Source organism: Tolypothrix bouteillei VB521301 (assembly GCF_000760695.4).
GTDB lineage: Bacteria > Cyanobacteriota > Cyanobacteriia > Cyanobacteriales > Nostocaceae > Scytonema > Scytonema bouteillei_A.
In genome coordinates this window covers 942,722-968,441 of the sequence record NZ_JHEG04000001.1, presented here as the reverse complement: position 1 = coordinate 968,441, position 25,720 = coordinate 942,722, and the positions used below count along the sequence as shown (strand labels likewise).

Genomic DNA, 25,720 nt, shown 5'->3' with positions numbered 1-25,720 from the left:
AGCGATGAGCAGTTAGCATTCAGCAATAGTGGTCAAGAGAAGAAGGGCTCATGGTGGATACCTAGGCACACAGAGGCGAAGAAGGACGTGGTTACCAACGAAAAGCTCCGGGGAGCAGGAAGCATGCAGTGAGCCGGAGATGTCCGAATGGGGCAACCCAATAACGAAAGAGCGAACCCAGTGAATTGAAACATCTTAGTAGCTGGAGGAAAAGAAATCAATAGAGATTCCCTCAGTAGTGGTGAGCGAAAGGGGAAGAGCCTAAACCAAAGTGCATGCATTTTGGGGTAGTGGGACAGCGAAATCGAATCTAGCGGTTAGGCGAAGCAGCGAAATACTGCACCAAAGAAGGTGAAAGTCCTGTAGTCGAAAGCTTAAGGATAGTAGCTGAATCCCGAGTAGCATGGGGCACGAGGAATCCCATGTGAATCAGCGAGGACCATCTCGTAAGGCTAAATACTACTGTGTGACCGATAGCGAACAAGTACCGCGAGGGAAAGGTGAAAAGAACCCCGTTGAGGGGAGTGAAATAGAACATGAAACCGTGAGCCTACAAGCAGTGGGAGTCCGATTCAACGGATGACCGCGTGCCTGTTGAAGAATGAGCCGGCGAGTTATAGGTACTGGTAGGTTAAGTTTGTTGACGAAGCCAAAGCGAAAGCGAGTCTGAAAAGGGCGCGTTATCAGTATTTATAGACCCGAACCCGGGTGATCTAACCATGTCCAGGATGAAGCTTGGGTAACACCAAGTGGAGGTCCGAACCGACCGATGTTGAAAAATCGGCGGATGAGGTGTGGTTAGGGGTGAAATGCCAATCGAACTCGGAGCTAGCTGGTTCTCCCCGAAATGTGTTGAGGCGCAGCGGTAACGGAAAAACTGAGGGGTAAAGCACTATTTCGGTGCGGGCTGGGAGACCGGTACCAAATCGAGATAAACTCTGAATACTCAGTGGAGAGTTACCAGTGAGACGGTGGGGGATAAGCTTCATCGTCAAGAGGGAAACAGCCCAGACCACCAGCTAAGGTCCCGAAATCATCGCTAAGTGGCAAAGGAGGTGGGAGTGCAAAGACAACCAGGAGGTTTGCCTAGAAGCAGCCATCCTTGAAAGAGTGCGTAATAGCTCACTGGTCAAGCGCTCCTGCGCCGAAAATGAATGGGACTAAGCGATGTACCGAAGCTGTGGATTTAGCAAGCCATCATTTAGCATACAGCCTCTTTTGGAAGACAGAGGGAGAGAGTGAGAGAGTGAGAGAGTGAGGGAACGAAGAATAGTTCCTCCCTCCCTCCCTCCCTCCTTCACTCCCTCGCTCCGCTCCAGAAGGTTGCATGCTAAGTGATGAGATTGTTAACTGGTAGGGGAGCGTTCCGTGGTAGGTAGAAGCAGTAGCGGCAAGCAGCTGTGGACGAGACGGAAGTGAGAATGTCGGCTTGAGTAGCGCAAACTAGGGTAAGAATCCCTAGCCCCGAAACCCCAAGGGTTCCAGAGGCAGGTTCGTCCACTCTGGGTTAGTCGGGACCTAAGGCGAGGCCGAAAGGCGTAGTCGATGGACAGAGGGTGAACAATCCCTCACTTTGATGTGGGAGTCAACGTAAGACGCATGAAAGATAGCAACGCCCTGAATGGATTGGGAGGTGTCTAAGGATGCCGAGTTGTAAATGATAGTGCCAAGAAAAGCTACGTTGGTGATGAAAACATCAAACCCGTACTCGAAACCGACACAGGTGGGGAAGTTGAGAAAACTCAGGGGCGCGAGATAACTCTCTCTAAGGAACTCGGCAAAATGGCCCCGTAACTTCGGAAGAAGGGGTGCCCACGCAAGTGGGTCGCAGTGAAGAGATCCAGGCGACTGTTTACCAAAAACACAGGTCTCCGCAAACAAGCAATTGGAAGTATGGGGGCTGACGCCTGCCCAGTGCCGGAAGGTTAAGGAAGTTGGTCAGGGGGAAACCCTAAAGCTGACGACTGAAGCCCCGGTGAACGGCGGCCGTAACTATAACGGTCCTAAGGTAGCGAAATTCCTTGTCGGGTAAGTTCCGACCCGCACGAAAGGCGTAACGATCTGGATGGTGTCTCAGAGAGAGACTCGGCGAAATAGGAATGTCTGTGAAGATACGGACTACCTGCACCAGGACAGAAAGACCCTATGAAGCTTTACTGTAGTCTGGAATTGGGTCCGGGCTTGGCTTGCGCAGGATAGGTGGGAGGCACTGAAGTATCCCTTGTGGGGGATACCGAGCCAACGGTGAGATACCACTCTGGCGAAGCTAGGATTCTAACCCACGATTGTCTATCCAATCGGGAGACAGTTTCAGATGGGCAGTTTGACTGGGGCGGTCGCCTCCTAAAAGGTAACGGAGGCGCACAAAGGTTCCCTCAGCACGCTTGGAAACCGTGCGTTGAGTGTAAAGGCAATAAGGGAGCTTGACTGTAAGAGCTACAACTCGAACAGGGTGGAAACACGGTCTTAGTGATCCGACGGCGCAGTATGGAATGGCCGTCGCTCAACGGATAAAAGTTACTCTAGGGATAACAGGCTGATCTCCCCCAAGAGTCCACATCGACGGGGAGGTTTGGCACCTCGATGTCGGCTCATCGCAACCTGGGGCGGAAGTACGTCCCAAGGGTTGGGCTGTTCGCCCATTAAAGCGGTACGTGAGCTGGGTTCAGAACGTCGTGAGACAGTTCGGTCCATATCCGGTGCAGGCGCAAGAGCATTGAGAGGAGTCCTCCTTAGTACGAGAGGACCGGGAGGAACGCACCGCTGGTGTACCAGTTATCACGCCCGTGGTAGACGCTGGGTAGCCAAGTGCGGAGCGGATAACCGCTGAAAGCATCTAAGTGGGAAGCCCACCTCAAGATGAGTGCTCTGACTACTACAAGTAGGTAAGGTCACAGGTAGAACACCTGTTCATAGGCAGTCGGTGTACGTGCAGTAATGTACTTAGCCAAGTTGTCCTAACAGACCGAGGTCTTGACCTCATCTCAATGATGAATTCTGAATGATGAATGATGACAATCTTCTTCAATTCACAATTCACACTTGTTTCGCTTTTCTGTGCAGTCTTCAGGGTTTTGAATTCCACGATGAGCCTTCCTTTTGATGAAGTTCATCATTCATAATTCATCATTCATCATTCATTCCTGGTGCCTATGGCTCAGTGGTCCCACTCTGATTCCATCCCGAACTCAGTTGTGAAACATTGATGCGGCGACGATAGTTGGCGGGTTGCCGCCTGCTAAAATAGCTCGGTGCCAGGTTCATAAATCCAGCAAAACACTCTCCTAAATTCATAATTGGGAGAGTGTTTTGTTTTTTATTTCCATAGTAAATAAAAAATTAGGTTTTTATACTTTCTGTACCAATGCTTTAAGTATTATCTGATTTCAAGTTTTTTTATGTGATTAATTTAACAGCATTCTATTTCAGTAATTCTTCTATACTCAATCCATATAGCTATGGCATACAATTGCCGTTACCTTATACCAATTCAATTCACGAAATCTACGATACATAAATATTGGTTATAGAGGCGCAAGACATTGCGTTTTTACACCGTTTCTTTATGAAAATGCGCCAAAAAATTTTTGACCTAGCCTAACCCTAGTTTAAAGTTCTGGGACAATAAAACGCAGCCTCATACAGAATTGGTATTACCAAGGTATTTGTATCACTAAAAAAGTGAAATGATATTATACCAAGAACTATCAAAGAGCACTATGACTTTATCACCTAAAGAGTTTTGTTTTTGCACTTTAGCTTTGGGGAGTAAGTATCGCAAACTTACGAAGCAATTAGCAGATGATTTAGAAAAATATTCCCCAGGAACTTTATTAGTAGTTTACACCGATGAACCCAGGGAATTAAGTAATGTTTCCAATATTTTGGCTTATAAATATCGTCAGCAAGGTATTCTGCTTTGTTATCATGATAAACGGGCAGTTATTGAAGAAGCTTTAACTAAACTTCAAGTTACAATATACATTGATGCAGATACCAGAATTATAAATTATTTACCAGAAATTGAGTATTTTCCTGGAATTATAGGACGCACTGAAAATTTATTGGAACATATAAATAAATATACACCTGAAAGATTAAAAGCTGTTGAAAATGTAGCCTCTAAGTTAGAAATATCCTTAGATAAGGTGAATTACGTTGGAGAATCTTTATTCTTGGTTGGTAAAGATGGAGGCAAAGAAAAAGAGTTTGTAAAATATTGGGGTCTTATTGGTCGTTATTTAGAACTGCATGGAATTCATGGAGGAGATGGAAATGCTATTGGGTTAGCAGCGGCAAAAGTGGGGTGGACAGTCAAGAATGACGGCTGGAAACAATTGCAAAAACCGACGATGCATCTGGATGCTTCTTATGAAAATACTCCTGAAGTTTGGTCAAAAAGATTAAATCGTAAATTAGCTTTTCATTACCGGTTAAACCTAGCTAGGTTAACAGCATTAAAGAATTTTAACTTCTTTTATACATGATGAACTAAACAGAGTGGACAATTTGTCCACCCTCTTATTCCGAATCACTTACAACATCTCTAGGGCAAAGAATCTAAATCTAGAGATCGCATTCCTTGACGTTCAACATAAGCCAGCATACTTCCCAATTGCAACCAAACAAGCAAGCAAGTTAGAATGGCTACTGGTAAACCAACTGCATAGGCAAGAAAAGGCGGAAAACCAAAGATCTCAAAACCCGAACAAAGAAATAAACACGTACCTGCTGTTATGCCTAGAAATGGTACTGACAGTTGTTTGACAGACATTCGAGAACCAGAAGTTTCTGCACCATCGCTTTGCCATTTTTGTACTATAGATTTTAATGTTCCAGCTAAGGCTAAACCGGAAGCAAGTGCTGCAAAAAGTCCAACTACCAATAAAAAGTAAGGTGGCTGTTGAGGATAGTAGTACATGAAAACTCCTGTAGCAAGAATGCTAATTGTTGATTGTTAATTGCACTCTTACCATTAGCTGTGAGCCATTAGCAACTAGCCAATTTTTATGGTTTGCTACTAAAAGCTGCGGCAGCTTTTGGTAATATGGAAGCCACACCTTCTCTAGATAATTCTGTTAGCACTTCTATTGCTACATTTAACAGGCGGGCGGGCTGTATATCATCTTTGACTAAATTCCACAACCTTTGAACTTCTTCGGTATGAAGGCGATCGTCTTCAGTAAGCGCAAGGACTAACTGTTTCCGAAGAAACTTGCCTTCCTCAGAAAGCAAGTATTGGAACCCTAATTGTGCTGTAGGTAACACATCAAAGTTACCGTCAGTTCTAGCGATCGCAAGCAAACTCTCCAATCTTTGCCACTGGAATTTGCCATCCTTAAAAAGTACATTCAGCAATCGTCGGCGTAATTGGGGCGATTCTCCTGTTAGCAATCGTCTTGCTACATAGGGATATGCTACCTCAACAATTTTGAAGTCCGGATTCAAGCTTAGGGCAATACCTTCCTGAGTTACCAAGGAACGAATAATCAAAGCAAATTGAGCGGGAACCCGGAAAGGATACTCATACATGAGTTCCGAAAAATTGTCAGTGATAGTTTTAAAGTTAAAATCGCTAACATTTTTCCCAATGGCATCCCCTAAAACCGCTTCTAATGCTGGTATGATGGGGCGAATATCTGTATCTGGGGTGAGAAAACCTAACTTTACGTAATCTTCTGCTAAGTCGCTATAGTCTTTGTTCACTAGATGCACAACAGCATCTACCAAAGTTTCTTTGGTCGTCTCATTCAATTGATCCATCATTCCGAAGTCAATATATGCCATACGACCATCGGGCGTGGCAAATAAATTGCCTGGATGGGGGTCAGCGTGAAAGAACCCGTGTTCTAAAAGTTGTTGCAAACCTGCTGTCACGCCAATTTGAACGATCGCGTTTGGGTCTAAACCTGCTGCACGAATACTCTTAGTATCTGTTAGTTTAAAACCATCAATCCACTCTAGGGTAAGAACATGGAGATTGGTATAACGCCAATATATAGTTGGCACTTTCACTTGAGGGTCGTTGCGGAAGTTAGTCGCAAATTTTTCGGCATTGCGGGCTTCGTTGAGATAATCTATTTCCTCAAATAATTTTATGCCAAACTCGTCTACTATCATTGTGAGGTCATGACCGAGGTTGAGGGGCAACCAAGGACTTATCCAACCTGCAACCCAACGCATGAGATAAAGGTCTAGCGAGAGAGTGGGGCGTAAATTGGGACGCTGTACTTTTACAGCCACTTCTTCGCCAGTTATCAACCTACCTCGGTAAACTTGTCCCAAGCTCGCAGCTGCTACAGGATTTGGCGACAACTCGCTAAAAATTTCGTCTATAGATCGCTCCAGTTGACTTTCGATAATTTGGAAAGCGATCGCATTCTCAAATGGCGGTAATTGGTCTTGTAGCTTTACCAGTTCGTCCAAGTAGTCTTTACGGATAAGGTCTGGTCGCGTTGAGAGGGCTTGACCTACTTTAATAAAAGTTGGACCCAAGCGAGTTAGTAACCGCCGCAATTGAGTAGCTCGCTTTAGCTTGTTTTGCTCCTCTTGATTTTGCCATTCATCCCACTTAAGACAAAGTATAAACCAAACGAAAGACCAAATAATTGTCGCTGCTCTTGACCAACCCAGCCAGGGACGATAGCCATAGTAGCGGGCGATCGTTTCTGGATCGTATCGTCGATTGTTTTGATTTTGTGTAAGGGTTTGCGAATTCACTCCCTTATTTTCCTCTTTAATGCGATTGAAAAAGGCTTTGCATTCCAGACCTCAAGGAAAATATCCTTTGAGCTAACAAATGCTCTATCAATATTTCCTTTCTAGTCTTATGCAATTTCGCCCAAGTTTACTTAACGTTACTTTTTATCTTTTATTTTATATTAGTACATAAAAGTATAAATACCTAAATTTGTTTTTGCTTAAATTATAGATATAGCTCCATAAGGTTACGTATACAATTATCGTTTACTGAATAACTAGCACTTGTATTTACTTATCTCAAAAATTAAAATCCATATACAGATGGGAATTTTCTAGAAAAACGTTTTTATTTATGTATAAAAATATACATTTAAATGTATAAATTTTTGCAAAACCTGGAGCGGAGTGAGTTGCTTACCAATCGAAGTTACATTTGAACAAACCCTCGCCCTCAACCTGCAATCTATGGGAGAGAGGCTTTTAAACCCCTTTCTTATAAGGCTTAGCAAAAGGGGTAGAGTTTTTTTCAATAAGTGAGTCTTGATTCCACTCAATGCTCAATCACCAAGCTTGAAGTTTTGTATAGATTTGTAAAAAAATATAATATCTTACTTTATAAGAGGTCAAGTGATTGAGCAATCAATCACAAATTTTAGATAGAAGGCAGAAAGACAGCACTAAGTACTCATGTTGTAGGCTTTATCACCCACTCTTCATCTACTGCTAAAACCGTTGCCGATGCAAGGTTCGTTATAGATTAATAATATCTACAAAACAACTGACTTACTCAGGCCTGGTTTCAGAAGGATTAAGAAAAAATGTTAACTTCATCAGAAACACCTATTATTGCCACAATTGTGCTGGTCGCTTTTGGAATCTTGGGTTGGGGCTTTTATCGCGCCAAACCATATGGCAAACTAGGAATCCTTGCCTGGTTACAGTCGGTCGTGCTGATGACTCCCTGGTTATTGTTTTTTGGGTTGTTTGCCGCAGGAGTTTATATCAACATAGTGAGTATTTTGTTCTTGTTGATAGTTTCTGCAGGAGTGTACATTTATATCGGGAGACAGCTACGCGCTGCTGGTCAAGATGCGATTCTCAAACAACGAGCAACTGAAAGGCTGGCTTCTGTTGCCTCACAAGAACGTGGCATTACAAATAACTCCACAAGTCCGGCTACTGTTGCTCAAGTTGAACTTGAGGTAATGCCAATTCCAGAAGAAGATTTGAGTGTTATCAAAAGTATCTTTGGTATAGATACCTTTTTTACGACAGAAACGATTGCTTACCAAGAAGGTGCCATCTTTAAAGGTAATCTCCGAGGAGATGCAGAAAAAGTACATACTCAGTTGAGTGAAAGTCTACACGAGCGCCTGGGAAATAAGTACCGTCTTTTTTTAGTGGAAAACACAGATGGCAAACCTGTGATGATTGTCCTCCCATCCCGTAACGATCCCCGCCCAATGACTGTACCGCAAAGAATCTTTGGGGTTATCTTGGTGCTAGCAACCATTGCTACAAGTTTAGAAACAGGTGGATTGTTACTAAATTTTGATTTCTTCTCAACCCCGGCACGATTTCAGGAAGCTTTGCCCATTAGCGCGGGTATCATAACAATCTTAGTAGCTCATGAAATTGGTCATTGGTTACTTGCTCGCCGTCATCAAGTCCGCTTAAGTTGGCCTTACTTTCTCCCTGCGGTGCAAATTGGTTCATTTGGTGCGATCACCCGTTTTGAATCTTTAATACCCAACCGTAAGGTTCTCTTTGATATTTCTTTAGCAGGACCAGCTACAGGAGGAATTATTTCTCTGTTGATGCTCGTGACAGGGTTACTACTTTCCCATCCAGGTAGTTTGTTTCAACTACCAAACGAATTTTTTTCAAGTTCGATTTTGGTAGGAACCCTATCGCGGGTTATTCTTGGATCTACTTTACAGTCTGCCATAGTAGATATACATCCTCTAGTCGTTATTGGTTGGCTGGGGTTAGTTATTACCGCTCTTAATTTAATGCCTGCAGGTCAACTAGATGGTGGTCGCATCGTACAAGCTATTTACGGACGCAAAATTGCAGGAAGAGCAACAGTAGCAACATTAATTGTGCTGGCGTTAGTTTCTCTGGGAACTCCTCTTGCCATGTATTGGGCAATTGTAATTTTGTTTTTACAAAGGGATTTAGAACGTCCCAGCTTAAATGAAATTAGCGAACCAGATGACGCACGCGCTGCTTTAGGTCTGTTAGCGTTGTTCTTGATGGTAGCCACTCTGCTACCCTTAACTCCTGCTTTAGCAGGACGTTTGGGAATTGGCTAATGGTGAGTCCAGCCCTGCAGGCGGGTTTCCCACGCCCTGGGGACTGGCGAACCCGGAGGGCTAATGGCTAATAGTGGTTTGCCGCAAAAGTTTTGATAGGTTTGTAGTTGCGCTGTCTTCGCTGTAGAAATTAATGACAACTCAGACCAAACCAGCAAAATTAATGCGACGAACCAATGGTGCAATTAGCCATTAGCCATTATGGTTTCCAACCTGCGAGCAGATTTGGATAGGCAACAGGTTGAGGAAAGATATTTTTGAAGGCTAACTGTCGTTGTTGTGGCTTTTCACCAGCCATATTCCAAAGAGTTTCATAGAAGAAGAAGGAAACTCCAACAAACTTGCGTTCTCTCACTTTTTGGACTTGAGTCTGTATTTGTTGTATGGGAACATATTTGCCTTTTAATCCAGTAATAATTCCTATGCTGACAGGAATATGGCTTCGGGCTATTTTGACTTCTGGGTACTCTAATTCGCTCACAAAGACATTTAGATCGTTGCGATAGACTTGGATAACTAAATCTTCAACCAGCCCCATCCTTTCCCAACGCGCCCAGTCTGCTAAGAAAAATTCGTAGGAGAAACGTTGGGGGTTTGGTGCTATTGAAACCAAGCACGTTTTTTTGGCTGCTTTGATAGCTGTAAAAACGCGTTTCATGTAGTCAGTTATTTTATTTGCTCTCCACTGTACCCATTCAGGGTCTTTTGAATTTTTTGGAGGAGCTTTGCCATTATGTTCTTTTTTGTACAATGCAATTGTATAGGGATCGTACCCCAATTCCGAAGGTAAACCGAAGTGATCGTCGAATTGAATGCCGTCAATATCGTAGTTTTTTACAGCTTCAACAATTAATTCTTGTATAAATTGTTGTACTTGCGGGAGAAAGGGATTTAACCAAACTCGGTCATGGGTACCTTCTTTCCAGATCTTGCTGCCATCTTGACGACTTGTGAGCCACTGAGGACGATTTTTAGCTAATTGTGAATCGGCGGGTGCCATAAAGCCAAACTCAAACCAGGGAATGACTGTTAAGCCTTTTCTATGACCGCCTTCAACAACTTCCTTGAGCATATCTCGACCTTGCAGTCCGGGAACTGGGTCTAGCGATCGCCCAATCACTTTTTGTGCTACCTTACTTGGATAGAGCGTGTAACCCCAATTCCAAATAGTGGGATACACCGTATTGAAGTTTAGGTTTTTCAGAGTTTGCAAAGCATCTTGAAGCCGATTGCGATCGAACAATACGTTACTGTCTATATTAGTTAACCAGACTCCGCGTAACTCAAATGTCTGCGGACGCAAATTATTTTGAGCAAATGAGGGAAATGAGGATATCACCGCAGTCACAAAGGTTATAGCAACCAAGAATGCTAAGAAGACTTTGTTTCTACGAGCTTGCCTTATCATTATATGTACTGCATTACATAAGTTAAGAAAAAATTGTTTCATCGTTGATTTTGTACTAATTCTTAGAATAAGTTAATTTTGCTTGGTTTACCCCCTTTCATTTGTGAGAGGGGATAGATGGCGGTTCCGTTGTGCAGACCAAAAATAGATGAACGCGAATGCGTTTTCAACTTCTTCAAAGGACAAAGGCAGAGATTGAGCCTCCCAACTCTGATTTCCTTCAAGAACTCCGTGATTTTGCAGCCTACTGACAATATGAATACCTTATCAAACCCATTATTTTTTTCATCAAATGTTAAGTTTTGTTCTTGTTACGAAATTGCTTATTCCTGTTGTGTATTTTACTTTTGTAACAAAATAAATTTGTAGCAGTAAATATGAGGCTAATGGGTGTGCTTATTTTTCTTAAAATTGAGGAGAATTTTATGTATTTATAACAAATGGCGATATTTTTAATACAACAACTTCAGTACTTACCTAAATGTGGTCGAAGTCTTTTGCTGGTAAATTTAGCTTATTAGGACAAAATTCGGACAAGTCAATGCTCGGCTTAGCTCATTCACAAGACAGTAAAGTAAACGTTACAGTTCCCATTCAGAGACTTGTAAGAGCAATTCAGGTTTCTCAAGGAGAGTTTTCATTGCTCTTAGCCTGCTGTCACTCCACTGTGAAGCAGACACAAATACTCCATTTATTAAAGGAATTTTGTCCAACAGAAATCAATGAAATTACTCTGCCTGCCAATTCTGAAACATTTTATACAACTGTTAACGATTTGCTTGGTTCTGCTCGACCTCAAGCTTTAGTGATCGGAGGTTTAGAATCAGTGATTGCCATCAATCAACTCCTAGTCTCTACGAACATCATGCGAGACGAGTTGCGAAAACGGTTTCAACACCCTTTAGTCCTATGGGTTAATGATGAAATTTTACAAAAGCTTGTTTGGCTTGCGCCAGATCTCAAAAATTGGGCAGCTTGTACTATTAGGTTCGATGGACACGATGAGCATTAAGCCGGGACAGAGTAGGGAAATGGTTGCTTGCTCGATCTGTCATTAACAACTAAAAAACGTGAGGAACAAATAGCGAGTTTTCTAGCGTCCATAGCGGTATCTGGTTGAGAAGATACACAAGACTGCTGTCTCTAAGAGCGCTGCTGTAAGATATCTTGATTTTCAACTGATAGCTACTAGTTATTAGTTTTTGCCTTTTCACTGATAACTACTGACTGACGATCGGACGTTGCATACAACGTTCTGACAATGATTATTGCTCGAACATTACCATGAGACACATCCCTAAAATTTATAGTACCACGAAACAAGCGCAGATTTTGACTGCCTTAGTATTATCTAGCATTTTATCTGTTGGAGGGGCGATCGCGGTGCCTGAAGGTGTAACTGCGTCTCCGGCAAAGATTTCCGCAGCAAAACCAAATAAATCTCTAAAGCAAAATAGTAAAAATAACGGCTTACCAACTTCAGTAGCTTCTGCAGTTAAACGAGATGTTGCCAGTAAAAATCGCATTCCTATTAAAAATCTAGAAATCACTGATTACAACCAGCGTATTTGGCGCAATGGTTGCTTGGATTTACCAACCAAAAACGAACTTTGCACCCAAGCCAGAGTCCCTGGTTGGCGAGTTATCCTTTCTGATGGCAGCCAAAACTGGACTTATCATACCAATAGTACTGGGCGTTACATCCGTTTGGCAAAACAAGTTCAAAGTGGTGTGCCAAATTCTGTTAGAAATGCCGTTTTACAAACTGCATCCGGACGTTTGGAATTACCAGTTGAGGAATTGGCGATCGTTCAAATTGACAAAAGAAATTGGGACAATAGTTGTTTGAATTTAGCAAAGTTGAGTGAAACTTGTGCCCAAACAGTAGTACCTGGTTGGCGTTTAGTTGTGGGTACAGGAGAACAAAGGTTGGTTTATCATACCAATACAACAGGTTCTGTTGTTAGACTCAATCAAAGAGAAAGCAGCATCACAAATGGTAGATTACCCCAAAGAGTCGGCAATGTTGTCTTAGAAGCTGCATCGAATTTTACAGGATTGGCAATTTCTCAGTTACGTATTGTTGACGCCGAACAAGTGACGACTGATGGTTGTTTAAATCTGCCCCGTCCGGGCGAGACTTGTACCGAAGTTGCGATAAGAGCTTGGAAAGTGCGCGTAGGAACTGGCAGAGAAACTTTAGTCTTTCATGCCGCTCCCGATGCTGAAGAAGTGAGGCTAGACACCCAACAGTACGGTGAAACACCCAATGTGAATCTGCCAAGACGCCTTGCTGAGAGAATTTTAGTGAGAGCTTCCGAGCGTTCTGGATTGTCAGTTTCACAGTTGCAAATAGTTGAAGTTGACAGACAGCAGTGGCCTGACAGCTGTTTGGGGATACCAGATCCACTGGCTTTATGTGCAGCAACTGTTGTACCCGGTTGGAGAGTCACAATCAGTGATGGTCAACAGGTTTTAATTTACCGCGTTGCGGAATCAGGTACTGCAATCTTTGATGAAAGAGCAAGTGCAATTGCTAATAACAATGGTTTTCAAGCAGTTCCCATACCGCGCAGTCAATTACCAAGACCCTTGGAACGCGGTATTGTTTTCCGGCAAATTGCGACTGGTGGTATTGCTGGTAGAACTTATGAAACAGTTCTACTGGATGATGGAAGTTTAATTCGCGTTCGGATTGGTGATGAGAATGACTCCGAACGTAGCGTCTATCGCATTCCTTTGGAACAGGTACGGAGGTTTCAGCAGTTACTCAAGCAAGAAAGGGATGTGTTCAATAATTTGGACTATCCAGCAACTAGAGGTAGTGCTGATTACATTACTTATACTTTAACAAGCCCTAGGGGTTCTGTACGGTATAATGACATCTCTCAAAACAGCTTGCCTGAAGATTTACGGCTTGTCGTTAAGACTTGGGTTCAGATGAATCGAGTTTACTAGAGTTAAAGTATTATCCTTCATTCCCAGGCTTAGCCTGGGAACGAGGAAAGAATGCAGTGCCAGTATAATACGGTTACTCTATCAAATATGTAAAGAATTAAGTATAATCGTGTAACATAATATATTTAATAGTTAATATTACTTGAATAACAATGAGCAACCAATCTGGGCACATTCAATACAGTTGGGTACAAACTTATAATCCTGACAGTGTAAATTCGGAGTTACAACAGGTACAAGCGAACGATTCAACGTTTTATTACTTTGCTTACGGTTCGTGTATGTGTCCTGTTGATTTAAAACGCTCTCTTGGTGAAAAGACGCATCCCTATGTGATTGGTACAGGTACATTGAAAGGATATCGATTGGGATTTTATCGCATCTCGCCAACTCGCAAGTGTGGTGTTTTAGATGTGGTAAAAGACACGAAAACCAGTGTTAGAGGAGTACTTTATCAATTACCTTGGCGCTTGAGCGATCGCTTGGATAAGCGAGAAGATGTCCCCCAAGGAGGTTATCGCCATGAATACGTGGACATTCACTGTGAAGGAAGGGTATACAAAAATGTCCGTACTTATGTTGTCGTTGATAAGCTTTCAGAAGAAGTTGCTCCTAACGACTGGTACTTCAATATTGTTCTCCGAGGTGCTGTCACTTGTGGTTTGCCAGAAGAATACTGCTGGAGTCTCTTTCACCATATGTATCAATTACAACAACGCCATCAAGGACTGTGCAGCGATCGCCTAGCGTTGTGATACTAAGAGTTCTCTGGTTTTTCAGCACCGTGACTGTATATGCCTAATCCAGACAAAATTTCAGCTAACGTATTTGTTTCTACGGGTTTGAGTAAATAAAAGTCAATACCCAAATCATAAGCGCGAGGCAAATCCCGATTGCCAAAAGCAGTCAAAGCGATGATAGGTAAATGATTGAAATGTGGTTGTTTTTTAATCCATTTCAGCAATTCCAAACCTGACATACCAGGGAGTCTTAAATCCAGAACAATCAAAACGGGTAGGGGGTACACTGCTCGTTCTTGATATGGTTCAGATCCCTGCAAATAAAGTATTGCGTCTTCTGCAGTTTTGACAACGTGAAGAGCAAATTCTTCTTGATTGATTTGACCAAATGCTCTTTGAAGGAGAAATTGGTCAGATAGTTCGTCTTCTACAACTAAAACAGTCTTTTTCTGTAATGTTATCCCTGTCATTTACAGCTCACCTGAATACCTTCTCAGTAAAGGTTGCCATATTTTGTTGCTAATCGGCTCTCGCATAGGGCGAGCGATTGAGCGTAATCCAATAAGTTCCAATTGCTTGGATCATTTCAAATAAAGTATTGAAGTCAATAGGCTTGGTTAAATAAGAATTAGCTCCGAGAGCATAGGCACGATCTATATCTACTTGTTCCTCAGAAGAAGTCAAAACTACCACTGGTAAATGTTTTACCGTTGATTCTCTCAACCAATCTAGAACTTCAAAACCAGAAAGCCGGGGGAGTTTGAGATCCAGCAACATGAGCATTGGTAAGGGATAGCGCAAACGATCTTCATAAGGTGCTTCTCCGCTTAAATAAAGTACTGCTTGTTCCCCATCGCTTACCACTTCCAGGGAAATCGGTAAATTGGCTTTACGTATAGCTCTTTGCACTCTAAAAACATCAGCCGGTTCATCTTCAACAAGTAAAATTGTTGCATTATTTAGACTGTTCACTGCTTCACCGCCTTAAATTTTACCCAAAAACGGCTTCCTTGGTTGATTAGAGAATCCACGCCAGCCAACCCTCCCATGCATTCTGCACCTTTCCGTACAATAGCTAATCCCATCCCCTCCCGTACCAGGGAGAAGTTCCCAACTGTGCAGGCACTCACAAACTCCAAATTGTGGGACACTTCTGCGTTGTACAAAGTCTAAAACCCAACCTATCAGTACCAGGGACCCAACGCTAATAACTATAGCACTTACAACCCTTACAAAACCTTGACTGGGGGCAGCCAGATGTGAAGCCAGTTGACCAATCAAGTTCTCCCTCTCCTTTCTTTACCCAACGTATCCCCACACATATAGAAGGTGCGGCATACTGTAGTGCATTATCATCTATCCCAAGTATAAGAAATAATATATGTATATCTCTATACTAATTTTTCAGTAATATTATTAATCTATATGAAAGTCAACTTATATTTTGTAATATAATTCTGTTGATTTTCGCATACAAAAAGATCGCACAGTCATAAGTTTTGATAAGATAGAAAACTCTTTCTTTTAAAATGCGATCGCATTTTAAAAACATAAATCTATATAATTACCGTATTTTTTAAGCTCGATGAGTTATAAGGGTGTAGTTTTTGATATATTCCTCTGCTGTGAGGACTAGATTTTCCCATTGTAATTTTAAAGTCACTTGTTGGAGATATTAACAATATGGCTCATGCTTGCTGCGGTCCCGGTTACGCTTCTCCAGAAGTAGCAATGAAAGCAGAACGCGAAAAAATTCTCTATACCATCGCACTATACACGGGTACGGGGATTGAAGAACCAGATTACTTGGCAACTATAGACGTTGACCCAGACTCTCCCACGTACTCTCAAATTATTCATCGCTTACCAATGCCCTATATAGGAGATGAATTGCATCATTTTGGTTGGAACACCTGTAGTTCATGCCACAATGACACAAGTAAATCGCGTCGGTTTTTAGTGATTCCGGGTATACGTTCTAGTAGAATTTACATTATTGACACAGCGAATGCCAAAGCGCCCAAAATTCATAAAGTCATCGAACCAGAAGAAATTCGTGAAAAAACTAACCTGACGGCTCCCCATACAGTCCACTGCCTTGCCGATGGTCGTGTGATGATTTCCATGCTTGGCGATCGCGAAGGTAACGGTCCTGGTGGTTTTCTATTGCTTGATGGAAACTTTGAGATTGCAGGGCGTTGGGAAAGCAAAGCCGAAGGTATGCGCTTTAACTACGATTTTTGGTATCAACCCCGTCATAATGTTATGGTCAGTAGTGAGTGGGGTTCCCCCAAAACATTTTATCCCGGCTTTGACCTAAATGATGTGACGGAGGGAAAATACGGTCAGCACTTGCATTTCTGGGATTGGTCAAAACGTGACATTATTCAAAGTGTTGATTTGGGTGAAGAAGGATTAATTCCCTTGGAAGTTCGTTTTCACCACAATCCCGATAGCACTCACGGATTTGTAGGAGCAGCACTTAGTAGTAATGTTTGGCATTGGCACAAATCCAACGGACATTGGGATGTGGAAAAAGTTATAGATATTCCATCCGTTGAGGTAGAGGGTTGGCCAATTCCCGTGCCATCATTAATTACTGATATTTTAATTTCACTAGACGATCGCTACGTCTATTTTTCCAACTGGCTGCATGGTGATATTCGCCAATATGAGATTGTCGATCCCTCCCAACCCAAATTAACAGGTCAAGTTTGGTGTGGTGGTTTGTTAGGCAAAGGAAGTACAGTACAGGGTAAAAAGCTAGCAGCCGGACCGCAAATGCTACAACTGAGTCTTGATGGCAAGCGGTTGTATGCTACCAACTCTCTGTTTAGTACCTGGGATAACCAGTTTTATCCTGACTTATCTAAGACAGGTTCATACTTGTTACAAATTGACTGTGACACTGAAAAGGGAGGATTAAGAATCAACGAAAATTTCTACGTTGATTTTGGTCAAGAACCAGGAGGTCCGTCTCGCGCTCATGAAATGCGCTATCCGGGCGGCGATTCCACCTCTGATATTTGGGTTTAATTTGACAAAGGGATGGGCAGACCCATCCCACGAGAAAAAATGTAGAGATTTTTTTGCTTATTTAATTCTCAAATTTTCTAATTGAAGATTAACAGCGTTCCTATATGCGCGATCGTCTATCGCTTGTGGTGGCAGTATATTCGATTTAACTGCACTCCGAACAATATCTTCAGCACTAATTTGTTTAACTTGGTAAGCCATAATAAGAGCACCATAACCAGGAATGCCTTGGTCTCTAAGGTATCCTTGATAAGCTAAGTGAACGAGATTGAAAGGTTCTATCTGAGTAGAGGATGATGCACCGCTTAACACATTGGGATTGGCCGCTCTGTTTTCGGCTTTAACAATAGGTACAGTTGTGGTAGATAGCAGCAGTAGAGATAGGCTACCAAGAATGAAACTTTTCATAACAAAGCCAATATCGATCTGATGGTTTCATTCTGTCAATATGTAAGCAAAATCCCTTCTATCTTCAGCCAGCTATTGCTAGCTAACCCAACGGCGGAATTTTTTTTAGTACCTATTCTTATAGAGAGAAATTCGATCGTGCTTCTGCTCTATGTAAAGGCAGAAGTGTAAAGCGCACTATGAGTACGTTTGTCTTTTTTATTTTTACTTCACCGGATAATAAAGCTTGTCCTTCTGTTCGTAGCGCCACCCCATACTGTTAGTATCGCGAGAGCGAGACCATGATAAAAAATCCTTTTGGCTTAAAGTTTCGCGCTGGTTGCGTAGGGTAGCGAGAGTGACTGCAAGTCTTTTGGCAAGGTTTTCTTCTAGCATGGGTTGCAGCTCTATAGTGAGTTGAGTGTAGTGCGAGTACCCGGAGGATCGACGACGACTGTAACTTCCCGAGCTGCTTTGCATCTGCACCAAGGCTTCTTCAATAAGTGACAATCGATTGGTCAGTTCTTTCATCTGTTGTTCTAATTGACTGAGGCGTTGTGAGGAAACAGCTTCTGTAGCGCTGTATACGGAATTTTCTGTACAAACTGCCAATCGCTTTAGTTCTACTTCGATTTGATGCAAACGGGTATCTATACCATTATCCGTACTGGGAGCCAAATCCAAAACGTGTTCCAACCCCTGGATGACCAAATCGGTTGCTGTAGTGTCGAGCTCGCGAGCTTTCTCTCTAAGTACTTTGGTTAGTGTTTTGGGTAGTTTAAAGTTAATGGACTCCCGTTCAATTTTTGCCATCTCTGTACTTGCATCTACATCACAATACAGAGTTTATCAAGGGAGGGATAGTGCGAGCTTGCTTTTCGATAAGCTGAGTACAGCTTGCGCTTCGCGATCGCCGTAATTCCCTCCTAAACCAGCAACGCCCGGTTGAATATGTGCCAACACCATAAGGATTTGGTAAGCTGTGCTGCCTTTCATTTTATCATGTTGACCGAGAGGGAGACTGGGGGAGAGTTCAGGGAAAACGCATTTAAAATCAAGGCAGATGGCAGAAGGGAAGAGGTTTTTAGGTCACTTTACTTTTCTTTACATACTTTTTTTTTGCGCCTTTCTACTTATTTAATCAGTTGAAATGGTTTCATTCGTATCAAAGCACTTGTGAAGTGTTAATAATGATAGCGCTACCCTCAAGTTAGGGTAGCGCTATCATTATTAAATTCAGGGATAAAAATAAAGAAATTAGCTCCCTGAGGTTTACTATAAATTAAACGTACTTCAGTTGATTACACCGCACGACGGGTAAATAAATTCCATATAAAAATAGCCACAAGAGCACCAACAACTGCTAACGCGATACCGGGGATACTAAGAGTAGTCGCCGCTAGCGAGAATTGTCCCGTGCTGAAGAATACACCCAAGCTACCACCAACAAAAGCACCGATAATTCCCAACAAGATTGTTCCCAAAATTCCACCACCTTGGTGACCGGGGTAAATAGCCTTGGCGATCGCACCTGCAATCAAACCTAAAACAATCCAAGCAATAATGTTCATTGTTCTATTAGGGGATAAACTTTTTTATCTAACAATGACACAATAACAATTCCAACCTAAATGTCCAATCTGTCATCAGAACTAATTATTCACAAGTCTTAAGTATGAGAAAATTTGGATTTATTTCTTAAGATATAGATGGTCAGTAAGAGAAATTAAAAAACTCCTAGTTAGTCCCAAACTAGGAGATACCAAATTTATTGCTTGGTAATTGCATTCTAGGAATTTTTTAGACTTTATCTGTTCTCCCAAAGGAGTAAAACTTAAGAACGAATCTGCTTGAAGTAGCCGAGTTAAGACGTTTCAATCCAATTCGGAATTTATCATTCTTTAGGGACTTCCAGAAAATAAAATATACAAAATTTATAATGATAATTTTTGACAGGGGGGAACCCTCCGCGTCTGGTGTGTCTCCAAGTCTCCGCGTCGCACTTCGAGCGTGCCATTCGGGTAACCCCCGTTGTTCGCGTAGCGTCTCCGCTCCTGAGATAGCGCCTGCCGTTCAGAATTCTATTTTGAAGGCTATAGGATTGCTTGAGGAATCTTAAGAAAAACCTGATATTAGGGATGCCAAGAGCAGAATAAAGATTAATACTAGTATTCTTTTAGAATATTGTTTTAGCCCTCTGATAAGATCCATAGTAATACCTCAGTTTCTTTGTAGTTATTTATGGCATACTTAAAACACATTTAATGGTATCCAATAATTCCTGTATCATGTATGGTTTAGACACAAATGCTTTCACACCAATACTATGAGCTTCTAGAAGCTTTTGATTGTGTGAAATCCCACTAATAGCAATAATTTTGACCGAGGGATTTATTTTTTCTAAGATGCGAATAGCATTTAGCCCATCCATCAATGGCATCTGTATATCCATCAATACCAAACTAATATCTTGTTTGTGTAAAGTGTAGAGTGAGAATGCCCCAATAGCATCGTTAGCTGTTAGGATTTTGTAGTTATAGTTTTCTAGTGAGCTTTTTGTCGCCTCTCGAATATTTTCTTCGTCGTCCACAATGAGAATTAATTCTCCATTTCCTGTGGGCATCCTAATATCACAAACTTCTTGTGTTACCTGTGTATCACTAGCTGGTAAGTAAACCTTAAATTGGCTGCCTTCGCCCAATTTACTATGTACGTTTACAAACCCCCCATGGTTCTTAACGATACCAAGAACGGTTGATAAACCCAATCCCGTGCCTTGACTCTTTTCTTTAGTTGTAAAAAAGGGTTCAAAAATACGCTCTTGTATTTCTGGAGGAATGCCACATCCTGTATCTGAGATTGCGATCGCAACAAAAGAACCGACTTTGGCATCTAAATTCATCCTGGCATAGTTTTCATCAACAAAGACATTCTCAGCCAAAAGACTAAGAGTACCCCCGTTAGGCATGGCATCACGAGCATTGACGCAGAGATTTAGCAAAACCTGATGGAGTTGAGTGGGGTCTACTCGGATTGTCCAAAGATTTTGGGTTAGTACATCAATATTAATTTCAATAGATTTTGGAAATGTACTTTCAAGAATTCGTTTCATTTCCTTTAACAAGTGTCTGACTTGTAGGTGAACGCGCTTGCCTTCAGTTCCATGTGCAAACGATAGAATTTGCTTGACAAGATCTGCACCGCGTTTAGAGCTGTCTTCTACCGTTTTCAAGAGTTCTCGATTTTCCTCATCAAAAGCAAAACATTTATGTGACAACAGTTGAGCGATGATCAAAATAGGTGTCAGTATATTGTTGAAGTCATGAGCGATACCACTGGCTAGGGTACCAAGGCTTTCTAGCCGCTGTGCGCGGAAAAACTGCGCTTCAAGTTGTTTCTTCTCAGTGATGTCAGTGTTGACGATAAGAATTGATTGGGGTTGTCCCATTCGATCGCGTACTAGTGTCCAGCGACTTTGAACGATGATGTTTTTGCAATCTTTTGGTACTTGGCTCAACTCTCCTTGCCAAGACCCATGTTCCAAAACAGTCAAAATGGCTTCTTCTAGTTGAGGTGATGTTTCCTTATACAAAAGCTTGTTAGCATTTTTATCTACAACTTCACCTGCTTGCCATCCATACAGACGTTCCGCGCTTTTATTCCAGAATAATATTTGGTGTTCTAAATTGCAAACGAGAATGGCGTCTGTGGCGATATCTAGTAAATTTGCTTGCTGGTTGATTTTGTGTTCTGCTCCCTTACGCTTGGTAATGTCTTGGAAATAAACTGATAAGCCATCCCGTGTGGGATAGGCGTGTACTTCAAACCAAGTGTTAAGTGGCGGGTAAAATTCCTCAAATTCAACAGTGACCTGTTGTGTTACTGCCCTGTGATACTCGCGATAAAATGCTAGAGTAATGGCGTTGGGAAATTCCTCCCAAACGTTTTTGCCAACGAGCTGCTCTTGGGTTCTGTGCAAGATCTTGGCTGCTTGGCGATTGACATAGGTGAACCGCCACTCGCAATCTAGAGCCAAGAAACCATCAGCAATCCTGTCAAGAATATTAAAAATTTTACTTTTTGCTGCCTCTGCGTCCATACGGGCGGCTTCTTCTTGAGCAAGAAGTTGTTGGCACTGTTGTTCACCTTGTTTGCGTTCGGTAACATCGCGGACTACAGCAAGAAAACCGCGATCGGCACCGTTATCATCTGTTAATAAGCCAATCGATGACTCAACGTAAATTTCTTCTCCATTCTTTTTATAATGAATATTCTCTCCTTGCCAAATCCCTCTCGCTGCTAATGGATTGTAAGCAGCCTGTTCATCCTCTGCTTTGCTCGAGCAATAGCGATTCACTTCTTCCAACTTGAGACCAAGAACTTCCTCAGCTTTATACTCATATAACTTTTCTGCTGCTTGGTTCCAAGAAGTAATGCGATTTTGAGAATCAAAAACAATTACTGCATCATTTACCTTGGACAGAATATAAGTCTGAAATGTGATTTGTGCTTCTAATTGCTTGCAATTTTCCATTTCCCTTTGGAGTAGCACCTTTGTTTGAGAAAGCTCTGCTGTGCATTTTTCTATCCGTCTTTCTATTTCATCACTAGCTTGGTACATTTGCCGATTGACTTGCTTTAATTGGATCTTCCACTGGTTTAAAAGTTGCTGTAATGATGTCATAACACCAAAAATTTCTACAGGATCTAGCACTGGCAAAAAGTGGGTCTGAGCCGATCTGTCCTACCAGTTACAAAAATTCTTCTTGAAGTCATGTTTACATAGTTCTCACAAACAGCTTATAACTTAATGCAGTGCTGCTAAACCTCAACTGTTAATTTATTGGGACTCTTGAATATTTATCCAACTCAACTAATCATTTTTTAATTTGCACAGCCTCAGTTAGCATCACTTTTGTAAAAAGAGTGAGAACGCCCGTTCTGCTGTGCAAATTAATAGCGCAAACGCTGGGCAAGTTAGATAGACTTTAATGTTGCAGTTCTACTTAGAAAATTATTTGGAGATGGAAACACTTGCGCTTTCTTTGACAACTTCAATTCCTTTATTGCTAAGAGGAAGTTGCACGACATGAACTGAACAAGGAGCGTGGTGAAGGACATAATTACTGACGCTACCGAGCAACAGTTCTGCTAAACCAGAGTGACCTCGACGTCCAATGATAATAAGATCTGCGTTCCAACTCTGAGCTAAGTCACAAATGACTCGACTGGGATTGCCAGGAATTTGTCTAAACTCAGTGTTCACATCAGCTATGTTTGCTTGAGCACATAATGCTCGCAACATCTCTACACCTTTATTTTTCCACCTGTCCCACTCCTGTTGGTGAAAATCTGAGACTTGTTCCCACATTGCTGGGTAGTATTCAAAAGTGGATACGGGTATATAAGGACTCCCTTCTTCTTCATTAGATAAAACGTGTAGCAACAGTAAACTAGATCCAGCCATCTTTGCTAAAGTAAAGCCTTGTTCAAAAACATATTTGCCTGCGTCAGAGCAATCTAATGCAATTAAAATCTTTTTAAACATATTGACCTCTCATACTTAGGCTAAGTGAGTTTTTTAACAGATGATCTTCTTATAATTAGGTATAGAAAAATAATTTGAGAAACTTGTGAGGAATGCGAAAGAGTAAATATGTTCTTATATGAAGATAAAATAAATATTTGTAATTAAGCCATATCTGTTCTTGGTAAAGAAAAATTTCCCTTCACAAGTTCTTCATGTTGTTTTTCTACAACTCTATAAGGCTGAAAATGAAACTCAATCAAGGAGCTTGAGTGTTATGAGAAAATAACTTTATAGCCATTGTATGGCGATCGCATCATAATTTTCTTAAAAATAAGTTAAACTGCGTGTAAAAGTTAGCAGAATATTGGGAGAAATTAGTAACAAATCTTCATCCATGATTTGCCAGTAGAAAAGTCATCTATATGGGTTTTGTCAGAAGAAATCGGCAGAATAGGAGTTATATATCATGCATAAAGAATATATGGAAATTTTAGAAACATTAATTGACAAATTGACATTATCCGCAATTTTAGAAATGTTAGAGCGAATATGCCACAAAAAAGCAGAAAATTTAAGAACTCATTGGCAAGATGAGGCTTCTGCTAAGCTTTGGGAGAAAGCTGCTAAACAGATAGAACAGATAAATGTTGATGTTTGATGAAACATTGAAGAGGTTGGGGGCGATAGAGATGGTGCAACAATGGATTATATGGAGTTAGAGCGTGAAAAGGGTATCACCATTACCTCGACTGCTGTCACTTGCTGGTGGCATAATATGCAAATCAATTTAATTGATACACCTAAATGACGCGGGATGTCTGGTAGCCTCGTCAATTTATTGCGAGTTCCAAAGACCAAGCCATGTTGACTTCACGATTGAAGTTGAGCGTTCTTTGCGAGTGTTAGATGGAGCAATTATGGTGTTGCAGGAGTACAATCCCAGTCTGTTACGGTAGATAGGTACCTGAAGTGCTATCGCGTGCTGCATCTTGCTTTTATCAATAAGTTAGATAGGTTGGGTGCAAATTCTTTCCACGTTGTTGATGCATTAAGAGAAAAACTCGGTTTAAACGCTGTTGTGCTACAGTATTCCATTGGCTTAGAAGGCAAGTTTGAGAAAGTAAAATTCGGTAAAATGCAAATTGCACAAATCACATTCAATAAATATTTGAATATTACAAAGACTTCCCAAACAACCGCAATTTCATGAGCTTGGAAACTGGGATCGGGGAGCGGAGATTAAAAAACTAATTAGAAAAATAACCTCCTTCCCCAGATACCCGTTATTTAAGTCCTTGTAGAGTTCTTGTTCGCAAGCCTTCAGCGTACATAGTTAAATACTGTAATCTAGTACCATCATTCCTACTGCACTACCTTCAGCTAAAAAATGGAAAATGTTGTTATTGTTGTGCAGAAATCTCATTTACCCAATCTTTGGGCTGGAGAAAGATTTCGGTAAGCCTTGCTTCAGGTGTACCTGGTTTTACTTCGTAGCAATATTCCCAACGGGCTAGAGGTGGTAGGGACATCAGTATGGATTCGGTTCTACCATTGGTTTGCAGACCAAAAACCGTTCCCCTGTCATACACTAGGTTAAACTCTGCGTAACGACCTCGACGGTAGAGTTGAAACTGGCGTTGGCGATCGCCATACTCTATTTCTTGTCTCTGTTGTGCAATGGGCAAATAAGCAGGTAAAAAGGCATGACCGCAAGATTGGACAAAGGCAAAAATATCTTCCCAGTTACGAGAGACTGTTCCTACTTGCTGACTGTAGAGCGCTGCAGGTGTATCTGTTTGAGAACCGACATAAAGCTTTCCACTCGCATCTTGATAGTCAAAGAAGATACCACCAATGCCTCGTTGTTCTTGACGATGTTTCAAATAGAAGTATTCATCACACCAGCGTTTGAAGGTTGGATAATACTCCGGATGATAGGCGTCACAGACAGACTTTAGCGAGGAGTGAAAGTGAATGGCATCTTCTGCAAAGGGGTAGTACGGTGTTAAATCGGCTCCTCCACCAAACCACCAAATTGGACCCGCTTCAAAGTAGCGGTAGTTGAGATGTACTGTTGGCACGTAGGGATTGCGAGGATGCAACACCATTGAGGTTCCTGTAGCAAAAAATTCATGTCCGACGGCTTCTGGACGTTGCGCCAAAATTGAAGGAGGTAGTCTGTCTCCCCACACTTCTGAAAAGTTAATACCGCCTTGTTCAAACACCCGCCCTTCTCGAATCACGCGGGTACGCCCTCCACCACCTTCTGCTCGCTCCCAACGATCTTCCCGAAACCGGGCTTTTGAGTCAAGTTGCTCCAACGCTGTACAAATCTCGTCCTGCAAGTTCTGCATAAATTGCTTGACGCGATCGCGTGAATCCGCAGGAAGTGTATTGCCAGGAGGTGTCAGTAATTGTGTGTGATTCTTTGAATGATAACCCATTTTGGAAGTCCCTTAACCTTTGAGCCAGATTTATTACGCTTAATAACTATAAAGTTATTAAATAATGCAAGATTAAATAATTTTCAAAACTTAATAAATGCTTTTTTGAGGTTATCCTTACAGTTCCGCAGTTCTAGGCGATCGCTACAGACTTTGTGAAGAAATAATTTTAATAATGGTTTTGGTCAAAAGACTCCAGG

General features: G+C 41.8%; 19 protein-coding genes, 2 rRNA genes and 1 pseudogene. 10 read left to right on the top strand and 12 right to left on the bottom strand.

Annotation, left to right across the window (positions count from 1 at the left end; genetic code table 11):
* Positions 1–30 precede the first annotated feature (30 nt).
* From HC643_RS03650 to HC643_RS03640, 3 genes are all read left to right on the top strand, one after another.
* Positions 31–2,981: ribosomal RNA gene (locus tag HC643_RS03650) — 23S ribosomal RNA — on the top strand.
* A gap of 161 nt (positions 2,982–3,142) precedes the next feature.
* Positions 3,143–3,260 (top strand): 5S ribosomal RNA (gene rrf, locus HC643_RS03645).
* A 459-nt stretch (positions 3,261–3,719) separates the two neighbouring features.
* Positions 3,720–4,487: a hypothetical protein gene (locus tag HC643_RS03640; RefSeq protein WP_038086654.1), complete on the top strand. Its 768-nt coding sequence runs from the start codon at positions 3,720–3,722 to the stop codon at positions 4,485–4,487.
* A 59-nt stretch (positions 4,488–4,546) separates the two neighbouring features.
* Here HC643_RS03640 and HC643_RS03635 read toward each other — a convergent pair whose 3' ends face one another.
* On the bottom strand, positions 4,547–4,921 hold the full coding sequence (locus HC643_RS03635) for a hypothetical protein (protein ID WP_038086655.1): 375 nt from the start codon (positions 4,919–4,921) through the stop codon (positions 4,547–4,549).
* Positions 4,922–5,007: 86 nt separating this feature from the next.
* Positions 5,008–6,720 (bottom strand): ABC1 kinase family protein, encoded by a 1,713-nt coding sequence (locus tag HC643_RS42765; RefSeq protein WP_038086656.1) that lies wholly within the window; start codon positions 6,718–6,720, stop codon positions 5,008–5,010.
* A gap of 800 nt (positions 6,721–7,520) precedes the next feature.
* Between HC643_RS42765 and HC643_RS03625 the strand changes: the two genes are divergently transcribed.
* Positions 7,521–9,017 carry a site-2 protease family protein gene (locus HC643_RS03625; RefSeq protein ID WP_038086657.1) on the top strand — a complete coding sequence of 499 codons (1,497 nt, stop codon included), beginning with the start codon at positions 7,521–7,523 and terminating at the stop codon, positions 9,015–9,017.
* Between the two features lie 199 nt (positions 9,018–9,216).
* On the opposite strand, the gene HC643_RS03620 is transcribed toward HC643_RS03625, so the two are convergent.
* Positions 9,217–10,425, bottom strand: a complete 1,209-nt coding sequence (locus tag HC643_RS03620) for a glycoside hydrolase family 10-like protein (RefSeq protein WP_408019838.1) — start codon at positions 10,423–10,425, stop codon at positions 9,217–9,219.
* Positions 10,426–10,966: 541 nt separating this feature from the next.
* On the opposite strand from HC643_RS03620, the gene HC643_RS03615 reads away from it, so the two are divergent.
* The 3 genes from HC643_RS03615 (at position 10,967) to HC643_RS03605 (ending at position 14,138) form a co-directional block, all read left to right on the top strand.
* Positions 10,967–11,437, top strand: coding sequence for a hypothetical protein (locus HC643_RS03615; RefSeq protein ID WP_038086730.1), 471 nt, complete (start codon positions 10,967–10,969; stop codon positions 11,435–11,437).
* A 272-nt stretch (positions 11,438–11,709) separates the two neighbouring features.
* Entirely contained in the window at positions 11,710–13,383 is a 1,674-nt protein-coding gene (locus tag HC643_RS03610; RefSeq protein WP_038086658.1) for a hypothetical protein, read from the top strand.
* A 152-nt stretch (positions 13,384–13,535) separates the two neighbouring features.
* The gene (locus HC643_RS03605; protein ID WP_038086660.1) at positions 13,536–14,138 is read left to right on the top strand and encodes a gamma-glutamylcyclotransferase family protein; all 603 of its coding nucleotides are present in this window, start codon (positions 13,536–13,538) and stop codon (positions 14,136–14,138) included.
* Between the two features lie 2 nt (positions 14,139–14,140).
* On the opposite strand, the gene HC643_RS03600 is transcribed toward HC643_RS03605, so the two are convergent.
* Both HC643_RS03600 and HC643_RS03595 read right to left on the bottom strand, forming a co-directional pair.
* Positions 14,141–14,593 carry a response regulator gene (locus tag HC643_RS03600; protein ID WP_038086668.1) on the bottom strand — a complete coding sequence of 151 codons (453 nt, stop codon included), beginning with the start codon at positions 14,591–14,593 and terminating at the stop codon, positions 14,141–14,143.
* Positions 14,594–14,642: 49 nt separating this feature from the next.
* Entirely contained in the window at positions 14,643–15,095 is a 453-nt protein-coding gene (locus tag HC643_RS03595) for a response regulator (RefSeq protein ID WP_038086671.1), read from the bottom strand.
* A 711-nt stretch (positions 15,096–15,806) separates the two neighbouring features.
* Here HC643_RS03595 and HC643_RS03590 point away from each other — a divergent pair.
* Positions 15,807–17,159 (top strand): selenium-binding family protein, encoded by a 1,353-nt coding sequence (locus HC643_RS03590; protein ID WP_038086674.1) that lies wholly within the window; start codon positions 15,807–15,809, stop codon positions 17,157–17,159.
* A gap of 57 nt (positions 17,160–17,216) precedes the next feature.
* On the opposite strand, the gene HC643_RS03585 is transcribed toward HC643_RS03590, so the two are convergent.
* From HC643_RS03585 to HC643_RS03560, 6 genes are all read right to left on the bottom strand, one after another.
* Entirely contained in the window at positions 17,217–17,567 is a 351-nt protein-coding gene (locus HC643_RS03585) for a hypothetical protein (protein WP_038086686.1), read from the bottom strand.
* Positions 17,568–17,771: 204 nt separating this feature from the next.
* A complete protein-coding gene (locus tag HC643_RS03580; RefSeq protein ID WP_038086689.1) occupies positions 17,772–18,359 on the bottom strand; it encodes a hypothetical protein in 588 nt (195 codons plus the stop codon).
* A 36-nt stretch (positions 18,360–18,395) separates the two neighbouring features.
* Positions 18,396–18,542 carry a hypothetical protein gene (locus HC643_RS03575; RefSeq protein ID WP_153021619.1) on the bottom strand — a complete coding sequence of 49 codons (147 nt, stop codon included), beginning with the start codon at positions 18,540–18,542 and terminating at the stop codon, positions 18,396–18,398.
* Between the two features lie 305 nt (positions 18,543–18,847).
* Positions 18,848–19,117, bottom strand: a complete 270-nt coding sequence (locus HC643_RS03570) for a GlsB/YeaQ/YmgE family stress response membrane protein (protein ID WP_038086692.1) — start codon at positions 19,115–19,117, stop codon at positions 18,848–18,850.
* Between the two features lie 668 nt (positions 19,118–19,785).
* On the bottom strand, positions 19,786–22,260 hold the full coding sequence (locus HC643_RS03565) for a PAS domain-containing hybrid sensor histidine kinase/response regulator (RefSeq protein WP_050046136.1): 2,475 nt from the start codon (positions 22,258–22,260) through the stop codon (positions 19,786–19,788).
* Positions 22,261–22,560: 300 nt separating this feature from the next.
* Positions 22,561–23,094, bottom strand: coding sequence for a universal stress protein (locus HC643_RS03560; protein WP_038086695.1), 534 nt, complete (start codon positions 23,092–23,094; stop codon positions 22,561–22,563).
* 448 nt (positions 23,095–23,542) lie between these two features.
* Here HC643_RS03560 and HC643_RS03555 point away from each other — a divergent pair, with 448 nt between their 5' ends.
* Positions 23,543–23,734, top strand: a complete 192-nt coding sequence (locus HC643_RS03555) for a hypothetical protein (RefSeq protein WP_038086697.1) — start codon at positions 23,543–23,545, stop codon at positions 23,732–23,734.
* A 6-nt stretch (positions 23,735–23,740) separates the two neighbouring features.
* Positions 23,741–24,199: pseudogene (locus HC643_RS03550) on the top strand (GTP-binding protein); the annotation flags it as partial.
* A 277-nt stretch (positions 24,200–24,476) separates the two neighbouring features.
* On the opposite strand, the gene hemF reads toward HC643_RS03550, so the two are convergent.
* Positions 24,477–25,520, bottom strand: coding sequence for an oxygen-dependent coproporphyrinogen oxidase (gene hemF, locus HC643_RS03545; protein WP_038086704.1), 1,044 nt, complete (start codon positions 25,518–25,520; stop codon positions 24,477–24,479).
* Positions 25,521–25,720: the final 200 nt, after the last annotated feature.

Bases quoted from the DNA above. Each gene is read 5' to 3' on its own strand.
- HC643_RS03640 (WP_038086654.1), top strand. From the start codon at position 3,720: ATGACTTTATCACCTAAAGAGTTTTGTTTTTGCACTTTAGCTTTGGGG.
- HC643_RS03635 (WP_038086655.1), bottom strand. From the start codon at position 4,921: ATGTACTACTATCCTCAACAGCCACCTTACTTTTTATTGGTAGTTGGA.
- HC643_RS03625 (WP_038086657.1), top strand. From the start codon at position 7,521: ATGTTAACTTCATCAGAAACACCTATTATTGCCACAATTGTGCTGGTC.
- HC643_RS03620 (WP_408019838.1), bottom strand. From the start codon at position 10,425: ATGATAAGGCAAGCTCGTAGAAACAAAGTCTTCTTAGCATTCTTGGTT.
- HC643_RS03615 (WP_038086730.1), top strand. From the start codon at position 10,967: ATGCTCGGCTTAGCTCATTCACAAGACAGTAAAGTAAACGTTACAGTT.
- HC643_RS03610 (WP_038086658.1), top strand. From the start codon at position 11,710: ATGAGACACATCCCTAAAATTTATAGTACCACGAAACAAGCGCAGATT.
- HC643_RS03605 (WP_038086660.1), top strand. From the start codon at position 13,536: ATGAGCAACCAATCTGGGCACATTCAATACAGTTGGGTACAAACTTAT.
- HC643_RS03600 (WP_038086668.1), bottom strand. From the start codon at position 14,593: ATGACAGGGATAACATTACAGAAAAAGACTGTTTTAGTTGTAGAAGAC.
- HC643_RS03590 (WP_038086674.1), top strand. From the start codon at position 15,807: ATGGCTCATGCTTGCTGCGGTCCCGGTTACGCTTCTCCAGAAGTAGCA.
- HC643_RS03585 (WP_038086686.1), bottom strand. From the start codon at position 17,567: ATGAAAAGTTTCATTCTTGGTAGCCTATCTCTACTGCTGCTATCTACC.
- HC643_RS03580 (WP_038086689.1), bottom strand. From the start codon at position 18,359: ATGGCAAAAATTGAACGGGAGTCCATTAACTTTAAACTACCCAAAACA.
- HC643_RS03575 (WP_153021619.1), bottom strand. From the start codon at position 18,542: ATGAAAGGCAGCACAGCTTACCAAATCCTTATGGTGTTGGCACATATT.
- HC643_RS03570 (WP_038086692.1), bottom strand. From the start codon at position 19,117: ATGAACATTATTGCTTGGATTGTTTTAGGTTTGATTGCAGGTGCGATC.
- HC643_RS03560 (WP_038086695.1), bottom strand. From the start codon at position 23,094: ATGTTTAAAAAGATTTTAATTGCATTAGATTGCTCTGACGCAGGCAAA.
- HC643_RS03555 (WP_038086697.1), top strand. From the start codon at position 23,543: ATGCATAAAGAATATATGGAAATTTTAGAAACATTAATTGACAAATTG.
- hemF (WP_038086704.1), bottom strand. From the start codon at position 25,520: ATGGGTTATCATTCAAAGAATCACACACAATTACTGACACCTCCTGGC.